Genomic DNA, 12,787 nt, shown 5'->3' on the forward strand with positions numbered 1-12,787 from the left:
AGTTCCCCGCGCCCCTTGAAGGCGCGCCTGCAGCCCGGCCGCGCCCCAAAGGGGCGCGGGGAACTGCGCGACCAGCCCCCGCCGGCCCGCAGGTGAACTCAGCCCGACGCCGCCCCATCGCCGAGCCGGCCTCCGCCCAGTCGGAAGTCCAGCGCCGTGCACCTTCGCCCCGCGGAGACCGTCCGAACCGCCTGGCCCAAGGCCTTCCGGGAGCCGACCAGCACCACCAACTTCTTGGCCCGAGTCACCGCCGTGTACAAGAGGTTGCGCTGGAGCATCATCCAGGCGCCCGTGGTGACCGGGATGACGACGGCCGGGTACTCGCTGCCCTGGGAGCGGTGGATGGTCACCGCGTACGCATGGGCCAGCTCATCCAGTTCGTCGAACTCGTACGGCACTTCCTCGTCCTCGTCCGTGAGAACCGTGAGGCGCTGGTCGTCGAGGTTGAGCGAGGTCACCACCCCCACCGTGCCGTTGAAGACACCGTTCTCGCCCTTCTCATAGTTGTTGCGAATCTGGGTGACCTTGTCGCCGACCCGGAAGACCCGGCCGCCGAAGCGCTTCTCGGGGAGGTCGGGGCGTGCGGGCGTGATGGCCTGCTGGAGCAGGCCGTTGAGGGTGCCCGCGCCCGCCGGTCCGCGATGCATGGGGGCCAGGACCTGGACGTCACGGCGGGGGTCCAGGCCGAACTTGGCCGGGATCCGCCGCGCCGCCACGTCCACCGTCAGCCGCCCCGCCTCCTCCGTGTCGTCCTCCACGAAGAGGAAGAAGTCCTTGAGCTTGTCCGTTATCGGCTGCTGCCCCGCGTTGATCCGGTGCGCGTTCGTCACCACCCCCGACTGCTGGGCCTGCCGGAACACCCGGGTGAGCCGGACCGCCGGAACCGGACCGCCCTCGGCGAGCAGATCACGCAGCACCTCGCCCGCACCGACGCTCGGCAACTGGTCGACGTCCCCGACGAACAGCAGATGCGCCCCCGGAGGCACCGCCTTCACCAGCTTGTTGGCGAGCAGCAGATCCAGCATCGACGCCTCGTCCACGACCACCAGATCGGCGTCCAGCGGCCGGTCCTTGTCGTACGCCGCGTCACCCCCCGGCTTCAGCTCCAGCAGCCGGTGCACCGTCGAGGCATCCGCCCCGGTCAGCTCGGCAAGTCGCTTGGCGGCACGCCCCGTCGGCGCCGCCAGCACGACCTTCGCCTTCTTCGCCCGCGCCAGCTCCACGATCGACCGGACCGTGAAGGACTTGCCGCAACCGGGCCCGCCCGTCAGCACCGCGACCTTCTCGGTGAGCGCGAGCCGGACGGCCTCCTCCTGCTCAGGAGCCAGCTCAGCCCCCGTACGGTCCCTGAGCCACGCCAGCGCCTTGTCCCAGGCCACGTTCCGGAAGCCGGGCATACGGTCCTCGTCGGTCCGCAGGAGCCGCAACAGCTGGGCGGAGAGGGACAGTTCGGCCCGGTGGAAGGGGACCAGGTAGATGGCCGTCACCGGGTCGCCGCCGTCCTGGCCCGGCACCCGCTCCCGTACGACACCCGGGTCCTCGCCGTCCTCGGCCGGCGTCGCCAGCTCCGCCAGGCATTCGATGACCAGGCCCGTGTCCACCTGGAGCAGCTTCACCGCGTCCGCGATCAGCTGCTCCTCGGGGAGGTAGCAGTTGCCCTGGTCGGTGGCCTGCGAAAGGGCGTACTGGAGGCCTGCCTTGACGCGCTCCGGGCTGTCGTGCGGTATGCCCACGGACTGGGCGATCTTGTCGGCGGTGAGGAAGCCGATGCCCCAGACGTCGGACGCGAGGCGGTACGGCTGGTTCTTGACGACCGAGATCGACGCGTCGCCGTACTTCTTGTAGATGCGGACCGCGATCGACGTCGACACCTCGACGGTCTGGAGGAAGAGCATGACCTCCTTGATCGCCTTCTGCTCCTCCCACGCCTCGGCGATCTTCTTGGTGCGCTTGGGGCCGAGGCCGGGCACCTCGATGAGCCGCTTCGGCTCCTCCTCGATGATCTGGAGGGTGTCCAGCCCGAAGTGCTGCGTGATGCGGTCGGCGAAGACCGGGCCGATGCCCTTGACCAGGCCGGATCCGAGGTAGCGGCGGATGCCCTGGACGGTGGCCGGGAGGACGGTTGTGTAGTTCTCCACCGTGAACTGCTTGCCGTACTGCGGATGTGAGCCCCAGCGGCCCTCCATGCGCAGGGACTCCCCCACCTGGGCACCGAGCAGCGCACCGACGACCGTGAGCAGGTCGCCGCCGCCTCGGCCGGTGTCGACGCGGGCGACCGTGTACCCGTTCTCCTCGTTGGCGTATGTGATCCGCTCCAGTACGCCCTCCAGAACCGCCAGGTTCCGAACCCCGCTCCCCGCCACCTGATTGGACATGATCCGACGCTACCGCCCGCCTCTGACAGCGCGGAGAGCCTGTGGACAACTCCGGCTGCCCGTGCGGGCGCCCTTCATCACGATCCGGTCTCAGGGGCTTGTCAACTTTCATGTAATCGATTCCAATCCTCCTCGTAGGCGCATGTAATCGATTCCACGAGGAGGTGGGTGTCGATGGCGAGCATCAAGGACGTCGCCGCCGAGGCGGGGGTGTCCGTCGCCACGGTCTCGCGTGTCCTGAACGACCATCCGTCGGTCAGCCCAGCGGCGCGCACCCGCGTCCTCGCCGCCGTCGAAGCTCTCGGATACCGGCCCAACGCGGTGGCCCGCTCCCTGCGCACCGACCAGACCCACACCCTCGGCCTGGTCATCAGCGACGTACTCAACCCGTACTTCACCGAGCTGGCCCGCTCCGTCGAGGAGGAGGCCCGCGCCCTCGGCTACAGCGTCATCATCGGAAACGCCGACGAGCGGCCCGAGTTGCAGGACCACCACGTCCGTACGCTCCTCGACCGCCGTATCGACGGACTCCTGGTGTCCCCCACCGACGGCGGCTCGCCGCTGATGCTCGACGCCGCGCGCGGAGGGACCCCGATGGTCTTCGTGGACCGCTGGATCCCGGGCGTGGACGTGCCCGTCGTCCGGGCGGACGGGCGCGCGGCCGTACGCGATCTCGTCGCCCATCTGCACGGCCTCGGCCATCGCAGGCTCGCCATCATCGCGGGACCGGCGGCCACCACGACCGGCAGCGAGCGCGTGGAGGCCTTCCGGGAGGCCCTGCGCGAGTACGGACTCCCGCTGCCCGACACGTACATAGGGCAGGGCGACTTCCAGGCGGCCAGCGGCCGTCGGGTCACCGAGGAGTTCCTGGGCCTCCCCGAGCCGCCCGAGGCCGTCTTCGCGGCCGACAACCTGATGGCCCTGGGCGCCCTGGACGCCATCCGCGCGCGCGGGATGCGGGTTCCCGACGACATCGCGCTCGCGGCGTTCGACGACATCCCGTGGTTCGTGCACACCGATCCGCCCATCACGGCGATCGCCCAGCCGACCCCCGAACTGGGCCGGGCCGCCGTACGCGCCCTCGTCGACCGCATCGAGGGGCGGCCCCCGCAGTCCGTGACCTTCGCCGCCCGTCTCGTCGTCCGCCGCTCCTGCGGCGAGCCCGCAGCCACGAACGTCACGCGATGAATGCCACGCACAAGAACGTCACGCAAAGGAGCAATCCGTGAGCGATCCGGACGAGTTGCTGCGTATCGAAGCGATACGCAAGACCTTCCCCGGCGTGGTCGCGCTCGACAGCGTCGACTTCGATCTGCGCCGCGGCGAAGTGCACGTACTGCTCGGTGAGAACGGCGCCGGCAAAAGCACCCTCATCAAGATGCTGTCCGGCGCCTACCGGCCCGACTCCGGGCGTGTCGTGGTCGGCGGCAAGGAGGTCCGCATCCATGGCGCCCAGGACGCCGAGCGCCTCGGAATCGCGACCATCTACCAGGAGTTCAACCTGGTCCCCGATCTGACGGTCGCCGAGAACATCTTCCTGGGCCGCCAGCCGCGCCGCTTCGGGATGATCGACCGGAAGCGGATGGAGGCGCAGGCCGCCGAGCTCCTCGAGCGGGTGGGCGTAAACGTGTCCCCACGCGCGCGGGTACGTGAACTCGGCATCGCCCGCCTCCAGATGGTCGAGATCGCCAAGGCGCTGAGCCTGAACACGCGCGTCCTGATCATGGACGAGCCGACCGCGGTACTCACCTCCGAAGAGGTCGAAAAACTCTTCCGGATCGTGCGCCAACTGCGCGAGGACGGCGCCGGCATCGTCTTCATCACGCACCACCTGGAGGAAATCGCCGCCCTGGGGGACCGGGTCACGGTCATCCGGGACGGCAAGAGCGTCGGCCAGGTCCCCGCGTCCACACCCGAGGACGAGCTCGTACGCCTCATGGTGGGACGGTCCATCGAGCAGCAGTATCCGCGCGAACGAGCCGACGCCGGGACCGCGTTGCTCACCGTGGAGGGGCTCACCAGGGACGGTGTCTTCCACGACGTGAGCTTCGAGGTGCGGGCCGGTGAGGTCGTCGGCATCGCGGGGCTCGTCGGAGCAGGACGTACCGAGGTCGTACGGGCGGTCTTCGGGGCCGATCCGTACGACAAGGGGTCCGTGGCGGTCGCGGGCACGCGTCTGCCGCGCCACGACGTCGGCGCGGCGCTGACCGCCGGGATCGGGCTGGTCCCCGAGGACCGCAAGGGCCAGGGCCTCCTCCTGGACGCCTCCGTCGAGGAGAACCTCGGGCTGGTCACCCTGCGTGCGGCGACCCGCGGCGGGCTCGTCGACCTCAAGGGCCAGCGGACGGCCGCCGCGAAGATCGCCGAGCAGCTCGGCGTACGCATGGCCGGGCTCGGCCAGCACGTCCGTACGCTCTCAGGCGGCAACCAGCAGAAGGTCGTCATCGGCAAGTGGCTGCTCGCCGACACCAAGGTGCTGATCCTCGACGAGCCGACGCGCGGCATCGACGTCGGCGCCAAGGTCGAGATCTACCAGCTGATCAACGAACTCACGGCCGCCGGACACGCCGTCCTGATGATCTCCAGCGACCTGCCCGAGGTGCTCGGCATGAGCGACCGCGTGCTGGTCATGGCCCAGGGCCGGATCGCCGGCGAACTCACCGCCGCCGAGGCGACCCAGGACTCCGTGATGGCACTCGCCGTCAGCACCCCCATCACCACCGCTACAACCGTGGAGGGCTCCCGTGGCCACTGACACGCTCAAGAGCCGGGCGGGCGCGAGTGGCGCCCCGGGCGGCCTGCGCCGACTCCTGCTCGACAACGGCGCGCTGACCGCGCTCATCGTCCTCGTCATCGCGATGTCGGCCCTGTCCGGCGACTTCCTGACGACGGACAACCTGCTCAACATCGGCGTCCAGGCGGCCGTGACCGCCATCCTCGCCTTCGGCGTGACCTTCGTGATCGTCTCGGCGGGCATCGACCTGTCGGTCGGTTCCGTGGCCGCCCTGTCCGCCACCGTCCTCGCCTGGACGGCGACTTCGGAGGGCGTACCGGTCTGGATCGCGGTAATCCTCGCGATCGCCACCGGCATAGCGTGCGGCCTGGTCAACGGCATCCTGATCTCGTACGGGAAGCTGCCGCCCTTCATCGCGACCCTCGCCATGCTGTCGGTGGGCCGGGGCCTCTCCCTGGTGATCTCGCAGGGCAGCCCGATCGCCTTCCCCGACTCGGTCTCGCACCTCGGTGACACGCTGGGCGGCTGGCTGCCCGTGCCGGTCCTCGTGATGATCGTCATGGGGCTGATCACCGCGCTGATCCTCGGGCGTACGTACATCGGACGCTCCATGTACGCGATCGGCGGCAACGAGGAAGCGGCCCGCCTCTCCGGCCTCCGGGTGAAGAAGCAGAAGCTCGCGATCTACGCCCTCTCCGGGCTCTTCGCGGCCGCCGCGGGCATCGTGCTCGCCTCCCGCCTCTCCTCCGCGCAGCCGCAGGCCGCGCAGGGCTACGAACTGGACGCGATCGCCGCGGTCGTCATCGGCGGCGCCTCCCTCGCGGGCGGCACGGGCAAGGCGTCCGGGACGCTGATCGGCGCGCTGATCCTGGCGGTGCTGCGCAACGGCCTCAACCTCCTTTCCGTGTCGGCGTTCTGGCAGCAGGTCGTCATCGGTGTGGTCATCGCGCTGGCGGTGCTCATGGACACCCTGCGGCGCAAGGCGGGGGCGACTCCGGTCGCGTCCGGTGCCGGGGGCGCGGCCGGCAGGAAGGGCCCACAGGTGATCAAGTACGGGCTCGCGGCGGTCCTCGTGGCGGCGGTCGTGGGCGGTCTGACCCTCGTCAACAACGGCTCGTCCTCCGCGGCGAACCAGAAGGTCGGCCTCTCCCTGTCCACCCTGAACAACCCTTTCTTCGTGCAGATCAAGGAGGGCGCCCAGGCGGAGGCGAAGAAGCTCGGCGCGGACCTGACCGTCACGGACGCCCAGAACGACGCCTCGCAGCAGGCCAACCAGCTGCAGAACTTCACCAGCGAGGGCGTCGACTCGATCATCGTCAACCCGGTGGACTCGGACGCGGCGGGCCCGTCGGTGCGCTCCGCGAACAAGGCCGACATCCCCGTGGTCGGCGTCGACCGGGGCGTCAACAAGGCGGAGACGGCCGCGCTGGTGGCCTCCGACAACGTCGCGGGCGGCAAACTGGGCGCCAAGGCGCTCGCCGAGAAGCTGGGCGGCAAGGGCAAGATCGTGATTCTGCAGGGCCTGGCCGGCACGTCCGCGAGCCGTGAGCGCGGCGCGGGCTTCGCGGAGGGCCTGAAGGCCTACCCGGGCATCGAGGTCGTCGCCAGGCAGCCGGCCGACTTCGACCGCACCAAGGGCCTCGACGTGATGACGAACCTCCTCCAGGCCCACCCGGACGTCCAGGGCGTCTTCGCCGAGAACGACGAGATGGCACTCGGCGCGATCAAGGCACTCGGCTCCAAGGCCGGAAAGTCGGTCCAGGTCATCGGCTTCGACGGCACGCCCGACGGTCTGAAGGCCGTCAAGGAGGGCACGATGTACGCCTCCGTGGCGCAGCAGCCGAAGGAACTCGGCAGAATCGCGGTGGAGAACGCGCTCAAGGCCGCCGAGGGCGAGAAGGTGCTGGAGACGGTGAAGGTGCCGGTGAAGGTGGTCACGAAGGAGAACGTGGACGAGTTCACGGCTGACAACTGACAGATGACAGATGACGACTGACAGATGACAGATATTGAAATCTGTCATCTGTCAGTCGTCACTCCACCCCCACCTGTACAGGGAGACACTTCATGTACGACTACGACCTGCTGGTCGTGGGATCCGCCAACGCCGACCTGGTCATCGGTGTCGAGCGGCGGCCGGGTGCCGGGGAGACCGTGCTCGGCTCCGACCTGGCCATCCACCCGGGCGGCAAGGGCGCCAACCAGGCGGTCGCAGCCGCCCGCCTCGGAGCCCGTACGGCGCTCCTCGCCCGGGTCGGTGACGACGCGCACGGCAGGCTGCTGCTCGACTCGCAGCGGGCGGCCGGGGTCGACACGGCCGGCGTCCTGGTCGGCGGGGCGCCCACCGGGGTCGCGCTGATCACGGTGGACCCGTCCGGCGACAACAGCATCGTCGTGTCGCCCGGCGCGAACGGCCGCCTGACCCCGGACGACGTCCGCGCGGCCTCGGCCCTCCTCGCCGCCTCACAGGTCGTCTCGGTCCAGCTGGAGATCCCGCTGGAGACGGTCGTGGAGGTCGTACGGGGCTTGCGGCCCGGCACCCGTTTCGTACTGAACCCGTCCCCGCCACGGGAGTTGCCCGAGGACGTGCTCGCGGCCTGTGACCCGCTGATCGTGAACGAGCACGAGGCGCGGGTCGTACTGGGCGCGGACGCGGGCGAGACGCCCGAGCAGTGGGCCGAGGCGCTCCTCGCGCTCGGCCCGCGCTCGGTGGTCGTCACGCTGGGTGAGGAGGGCGCGCTGGTCGCGGACGCCACCGGCACGGTCGCCCGGGTCCCGTCCGTGAAGGTGAACGCCGTGGACACGACGGGTGCGGGCGACTCCTTCACCGCCGCGCTGGCCTGGCGGCTGGGCGCCGGGGAGTCCCTCGCGGACTCGGCGGCGTACGCGGCGCGCGTGGGCGCCGTGGCCGTCACCCGGGAGGGCGCCCAGGCCTCCTTCCCCACCGCCGAGGAGGTCGCGGCCCTGTGAAGAAGGCTGGAATCCTGAACCGTCACCTCGCGGGTGCGATAGCCGAACTGGGCCATGGCGACGGCGTACTGATCTGCGACGCGGGCATGCCCATCCCAGCCGGGCCGCGGGTGGTGGACCTCGCCTTCCGCGCGGGGGTCCCGTCGTTCGCGGAGGTCCTGGACGGGCTGCTGGAGGAGCTGGTCGTGGAGGGCGCGACGGTGGCGCGAGAGGTACAGGAGTCGAACCCGGCGGCGGCCAAGCTGCTGACCGGCCACTTCCCGAGCCTGACCCTCGTCTCCCACGACGAACTCAAGACCCTCTCAGCGAACGCCCGTCTGGTCGTACGAACCGGTGAGGCCCGCCCGTACGCGAACGTGCTGCTGCACTGCGGGGTCTTCTTCTGAGGGCCGGGCCGTGAGTGCCACGACAGCTTCGAGAGTGGTCGGACAAACTTCGAGGGGGCCCGGTCCGTCGACCGGGCCCCCTCGGTTTTCCCTCCCCCATCAGAACCCCCGCGATCCCCCCAGATCCCCCTCCAGAAGTCCTGATGCCAAGTACGACCCACGGGGTACTGGGAGGGTTGCACGGCCACACCAGAATTTTCTCGGCGTGCCGCGGCGGCTCATACTGGCTCACACCGCGGCGATGCCCTCCATGCCGGATTCGCCGAAGGCGGGCAGGCCCTCGGCCGTGGTGACCTTGGTCAGGGAGCCGTCGTCCTCGACGCGGAAACCGTCGACAGTGCCGGAGACCGCGTTCTGGACGTAGACGTAGCTGTCGTCCTCCGTCACCGCGAGGTCGATCACACCCTGGGAGTTCGCCGACGGCGGAGTGGCGAGACCGACGTCGTTGGTGAGGGCGAGCTTGCCGCTGTCGTCCATGCGGTATCCGCTGACGGTCGAGTTGCCGGTATTGCCGCCGTAGAAGAAGTCCCCCGCACGCTCCAGCCAGCACAGGGTCTCCTGACCGTTGGCGAGCGGTTCCTGGACGGCCTTCAGCTTGCCGCCGCGCTTCACCTCGTAGGTGCTGACCGTGGACTTCTCGGCCTCCGCGACCAGCATCCGCCCGGCGTCGTCGAAGCTGATCGCGAACGGCACGCCGCCCGCGGACTCGTTGACGACCGGCTCGTCGACGGCCGGGAGCCCTCGCTTCATCGGGAAGACCTCGACGGTGTTGTTCGACTTGGTGGTGACGACCAGGTTGCGGCCGTCCGGAGTGAACTCGACCTCGCCGGGCGAGCTGGAGAACAGCGGCACGTCCTCGTTGTCCAGGCCCAGTGAACGATGCGAGCCCTTCAGTGGTTTGAGCCCCTTCTTGGTGATCTTGAACCCCTGGACGCTGCCCTCGCCGCCCGCGTTCATGACATACGCGACCTTGCCGGACACCGCGATGCTGGCGGGGAACTCGCCTCCTGAGTCGACGACCTGGGGATCCGTCAGCTTCTGCCCCTGCACGCGGAAGGAGGTCACCGTTCCGCTGCCGGCGTTGACGGCCAGTAGCATCCCCGACCGGTCGTCGTAGACAAGGGAGCCCTGGGAGGCGAGCGAATCGGTCGGCGCGTCGGTCTGGTGGCCGCCCTTGCCGCCGGTCTCGTACTCTCCCGCCGCGGTCAGCACCCCGTCGTCATCCCGTTCGAAAACATGGATGGTATTGCCGTCCAGCTCGTTGCCCTGCACGAAGACCGCGTGGTCGGCCTTGGCCGCCCGGTCTCCGGAGCCCGCGTACTGCCCGGCATTGGCCAGGGTCCCCGCCGTCGCGATGCCCGTCGTGGCGAGGAGCCCGGCCCCGATCAGAGCCAACGGCTTCTTCGACTTCGCCTTGTGGTTGCTCGACTTGTGGGCGCTGCGCTGGTGGTTTCCGCTCATGTCCGGCTCCGGTCTCTCGGAAGGTCTCCGCCGCCCTCACGGTTCGGGGGCGGCCAAGACCAGAGTTGCCGGTGGGTCAGACGTGGCGGCCGTGCTTGACCGCCGCGTCAGGGTCTCGTAAGGAGTCTTACGTGTCTCACGTAAGGAGTCGCTGCACAGCGCCTCCGGCGACGACTGCGTCGAAGTCGCCATCTCTCTCCCCCCCCCGGAGAGCACCGATTGGAAAGTTTGGGACAGTCAGCCGCCCGAAAAGGCCGTCCTGCGTGTCCCAAACCTTCCAATCCCTCCGGCCGAGAGCTGCGGTGGCGGCGTTCAGGTTGGTGCTTCCCGCCTTCAGTTGCCCTCGGCGCGGACGCGGTTGGCGATGCCCTGGGTCAGTTTCTCCTCCTGGTCCTGGAGGTTCCACTTGCCGTCCTGGTAGGCGTGGTTGCTCACCCAGTAGACGAGGACTCCGTCGCGCAGTGACCTGGAGAGGTACGCCAGCGACCAGTCGTTGCCGCCGTTGTGCCAGACGACCCGGCCGTCGGGGGTCTCGCGGACGGCCCAGCCGTATCCGTACGAGTCGTCGTGTCCGGGTATCCGCACGCGGGGCGCGAACAGCTGCTGCCTGGCCCGCGCCGGCAGGATCTCGTCGCCCAGGAGGGCGCGGTGCCAGCGGAACATGTCCTGTGCGGTGGAGAGCATGCCGCCGTTGCCACGCAGGTTCCAGTACGGCCCGTCGGCGGCCCAGGGGTGGTCGAAGGGCCTGCCCTGGCTCCGGCCCTTGCTGTCGTACTCCACCGCGACCAGGTGCCGCGGCCATCGGGGCAGTACGTATCCGGTCGCGTCCATCCCGGCCGGGGCGAACAGGTGCCGGGCCAGGAACGGCTCGTAGTCCTCTCCGGAAGCCTCTTCCACGATCACGGCGAGCAGGCTGTAGCCGGTGTTGGAGTAGAGGAACTCCTTCCCCGGGGCGGACTCCGGCTTCGATGCGAGAGCCCGCCGCACGAGTTCGTCGCGCGTGAGGGGGTCGTAGTCGTCGCCGAGCCCCTCGACCATGCCCGACGTGTGCGTGAGCAACTGCTCGATCGTGATGTCGCGTTTGTCCGCGGGCACCGGCCCGAGGAACCGGCTGATCCGGTCGCTCACCCGTAGCCGCCCCATCGCTTCCAGCTTCAGGATCGCGGCGGCGGTGAACTGCTTTGTGATCGACCCTGTGTCGTACACGGTCCGGCAGCTCGCGGGGGTGCCGGCGGCGCGGTCCGCCGTCCCGAAGCCTCCGCAGTACGCGAGTTCGTCGCCGCGTGCGGCGATCACGGTGCCGCTGGCCCCTGCGGGGAGCGTGCGGTGGAGGAAGTCGGCGACCGACTCCCCGTCGCGCGCCTTCGGGGCGGCCGCGGCGGACCCGGTGGCCGGTCTCCCTGCGGCGGGCTCTTCGGCGCACGCGCCGATCATCAGCAGAGCCGCCAGGGCGGTGACGGCGGCGCCGGTACGACGGCAGCGGGGCAGACCCATATGACCTCCAACATCGGGAATCCGCACCGAGGTTGACCGCCGCTGTCGCCGTTCCTCAAGCTGTCAGGGTGTTCGAGCTTGTGCGAACCCGTGTATGTCCAGCTCACCAGGGGGACCATCGTCATGACCACCGCACCGCCCACTCCGCCGGACACCGACGCGGCCGCCTTCGTGGCGGCGCTACGGCGCCTCAAGGCCTGGTCGGGCCTGAGCTACCGCCAGCTGGAACGCCACGCGGCGGCCGCGGGCCACTCCCTGCCGTACTCCACGGCGGCGACCATGCTCGGCAGGGAAAGGCTTCCCCGGGAGGAACTGGTCGCCGCGTTCGTGGCGGCGTGCGGGGTACGGGGCGACGAGGCGGAGGCATGGCTGGACGCCCGCACCGGCATCGCGTGCGGGCCCGCGGACGCCCCGCCCGTACAGGACACGGGGACAGTGCGAGACGTACGGAACGCGGCCGCTCCACCGGCGCGGAGCAGGAGTCCGTGGCGGCCGCGGTGGACACTCGTCGGTGCCGCGGCGCTCGTCGCCGCGCTCCTCGGCGGGGCGGCGGTGTCCGGCACGTTCGCCGACGACGAAGAGGTGCACGAGACACGGACGTCGGTTCGCCTGTGAGGGATCACAGGTGAACCGACGTCTCCGAGGGCGTGCCGAACGTACGGAACTATCCGCCCGAACTCCTGGACCCCGTGCCGCCCGGTTCGGCGGGGGCCCAGTCAGGACCTGCGGAGGCCTCCTTCGGGTCCGGCTCGTTGAGGACGATCCCCCAGGCGTCGTCCTCGCCGATCCGCGCGGTGATCTCCTTGGTCTGCCGGGACTTCGCGAAGTAGAGCACCACGGTCTGGCGGGTGGAGCCCTCGTCGTAGAAGTCCGCGGTGACCTCGCCCTTGGCGGCCTTGTCGGTCTGGTAGGCCGACGTGGTGTCGTCGGACGAGCAGGCCGTCACGGTCAGCAGGGCGCCCGCGGCCAGTGCGCACCCCCACAGGGTTCGCCTCATGATCAGCTCCTCGACTTCGGGCGGAGGATGACCACGCGCTCGATGTAGTTGGCCTTGTTGCGGTAGCGGGCGATGGCGGCGCTCAGTGTGGTCTTGCTGACCCCGCCGTGCTGGCGGAGCTGGAGGTCACGGCCGTTGTTCCCGACGACGACCGCCGCGTGGTTGTACACCCTCTCCTTCTTCCATCCCTGATCTTGCGTGGGTATCCCCGGCTTCAGCCGGGGAGGGAAACGCGTCCTTGGCCCGGAGGCGCGAAGCGCCGGAGTTCTCTGCGCCTCTGGGGTAGCGGTCAGAGGGGGCGCTTCTGGCCCTCGATGTACTGACGCATCACAGTCAGCGGCGCTCCGCCGCAGGAACCCGCGAAGTAGGA

11 protein-coding genes and 1 pseudogene are annotated in these 12,787 nt (G+C 69.8%); 6 read left to right on the forward strand and 6 right to left on the reverse strand.

The features are described 5' to 3' along the window. Positions 1–98: 98 nt before the first annotated feature. On the reverse strand, positions 99–2,375 hold the full coding sequence (gene recD2 / locus GAS53_RS52895) for an SF1B family DNA helicase RecD2 (RefSeq protein ID WP_151484977.1): 2,277 nt from the start codon (positions 2,373–2,375) through the stop codon (positions 99–101). Between the two features lie 174 nt (positions 2,376–2,549). On the opposite strand from recD2, the gene GAS53_RS52900 reads away from it, so the two are divergent. The 5 genes from GAS53_RS52900 (at position 2,550) to rbsD (ending at position 8,465) form a co-directional block, all read left to right on the forward strand. Beyond that, positions 2,550–3,563, forward strand: a complete 1,014-nt coding sequence (locus GAS53_RS52900) for a LacI family DNA-binding transcriptional regulator (protein WP_151484978.1) — start codon at positions 2,550–2,552, stop codon at positions 3,561–3,563. Between the two features lie 37 nt (positions 3,564–3,600). After that, entirely contained in the window at positions 3,601–5,130 is a 1,530-nt protein-coding gene (locus GAS53_RS52905) for a sugar ABC transporter ATP-binding protein (RefSeq protein ID WP_151484979.1), read from the forward strand. Continuing rightward, positions 5,120–7,084 carry an ABC transporter permease/substrate-binding protein gene (locus GAS53_RS52910; RefSeq protein ID WP_151484980.1) on the forward strand — a complete coding sequence of 655 codons (1,965 nt, stop codon included), beginning with the start codon at positions 5,120–5,122 and terminating at the stop codon, positions 7,082–7,084. Before GAS53_RS52905 ends, GAS53_RS52910 begins: the two co-directional genes overlap by 11 nt. Positions 7,085–7,176: 92 nt before the next feature. After that, positions 7,177–8,079, forward strand: a complete 903-nt coding sequence (rbsK, locus tag GAS53_RS52915; RefSeq protein ID WP_151484981.1) for a ribokinase — start codon at positions 7,177–7,179, stop codon at positions 8,077–8,079. After that, positions 8,076–8,465 (forward strand): D-ribose pyranase, encoded by a 390-nt coding sequence (gene rbsD, locus GAS53_RS52920; RefSeq protein WP_151484982.1) that lies wholly within the window; start codon positions 8,076–8,078, stop codon positions 8,463–8,465. The genes rbsK and rbsD overlap by 4 nt, the downstream gene beginning before the upstream one ends. A 228-nt stretch (positions 8,466–8,693) precedes the next feature. Here rbsD and GAS53_RS52925 read toward each other — a convergent pair whose 3' ends face one another. Then, on the reverse strand, positions 8,694–9,926 hold the full coding sequence (locus tag GAS53_RS52925; protein WP_151484983.1) for a lactonase family protein: 1,233 nt from the start codon (positions 9,924–9,926) through the stop codon (positions 8,694–8,696). A 333-nt stretch (positions 9,927–10,259) separates the two neighbouring features. Continuing rightward, positions 10,260–11,420 carry a serine hydrolase domain-containing protein gene (locus GAS53_RS52930; RefSeq protein WP_225859685.1) on the reverse strand — a complete coding sequence of 387 codons (1,161 nt, stop codon included), beginning with the start codon at positions 11,418–11,420 and terminating at the stop codon, positions 10,260–10,262. Between the two features lie 123 nt (positions 11,421–11,543). Between GAS53_RS52930 and GAS53_RS52935 the strand changes: the two genes are divergently transcribed. Then, on the forward strand, positions 11,544–12,035 hold the full coding sequence (locus GAS53_RS52935; RefSeq protein WP_151484984.1) for a hypothetical protein: 492 nt from the start codon (positions 11,544–11,546) through the stop codon (positions 12,033–12,035). A gap of 49 nt (positions 12,036–12,084) precedes the next feature. On the opposite strand, the gene GAS53_RS52940 is transcribed toward GAS53_RS52935, so the two are convergent. The 3 genes and pseudogenes from GAS53_RS52940 to GAS53_RS58890 all read right to left on the reverse strand — a co-directional run. Beyond that, positions 12,085–12,417, reverse strand: coding sequence for a hypothetical protein (locus GAS53_RS52940; RefSeq protein ID WP_151484985.1), 333 nt, complete (start codon positions 12,415–12,417; stop codon positions 12,085–12,087). A gap of 2 nt (positions 12,418–12,419) precedes the next feature. After that, positions 12,420–12,587: a hypothetical protein gene (locus GAS53_RS55855; protein WP_192583704.1), complete on the reverse strand. Its 168-nt coding sequence runs from the start codon at positions 12,585–12,587 to the stop codon at positions 12,420–12,422. A gap of 119 nt (positions 12,588–12,706) precedes the next feature. Next, positions 12,707–12,787 (reverse strand): annotated as a pseudogene (locus GAS53_RS58890) (IS200/IS605 family transposase); the annotation flags it as partial.

Origin of the sequence: Streptomyces albicerus (genome assembly GCF_008905045.1) — a bacterium.
GTDB lineage: Bacteria > Actinomycetota > Actinomycetes > Streptomycetales > Streptomycetaceae > Streptomyces > Streptomyces albicerus.

Bases quoted from the DNA above. Each gene is read 5' to 3' on its own strand.
- recD2 (WP_151484977.1), bottom strand. From the start codon at position 2,375: ATGTCCAATCAGGTGGCGGGGAGCGGGGTTCGGAACCTGGCGGTTCTG.
- GAS53_RS52900 (WP_151484978.1), top strand. From the start codon at position 2,550: ATGGCGAGCATCAAGGACGTCGCCGCCGAGGCGGGGGTGTCCGTCGCC.
- rbsK (WP_151484981.1), top strand. From the start codon at position 7,177: ATGTACGACTACGACCTGCTGGTCGTGGGATCCGCCAACGCCGACCTG.
- GAS53_RS52925 (WP_151484983.1), bottom strand. From the start codon at position 9,926: ATGAGCGGAAACCACCAGCGCAGCGCCCACAAGTCGAGCAACCACAAG.
- GAS53_RS52930 (WP_225859685.1), bottom strand. From the start codon at position 11,420: ATGGGTCTGCCCCGCTGCCGTCGTACCGGCGCCGCCGTCACCGCCCTG.
- GAS53_RS52935 (WP_151484984.1), top strand. From the start codon at position 11,544: ATGACCACCGCACCGCCCACTCCGCCGGACACCGACGCGGCCGCCTTC.
- GAS53_RS52940 (WP_151484985.1), bottom strand. From the start codon at position 12,417: ATGAGGCGAACCCTGTGGGGGTGCGCACTGGCCGCGGGCGCCCTGCTG.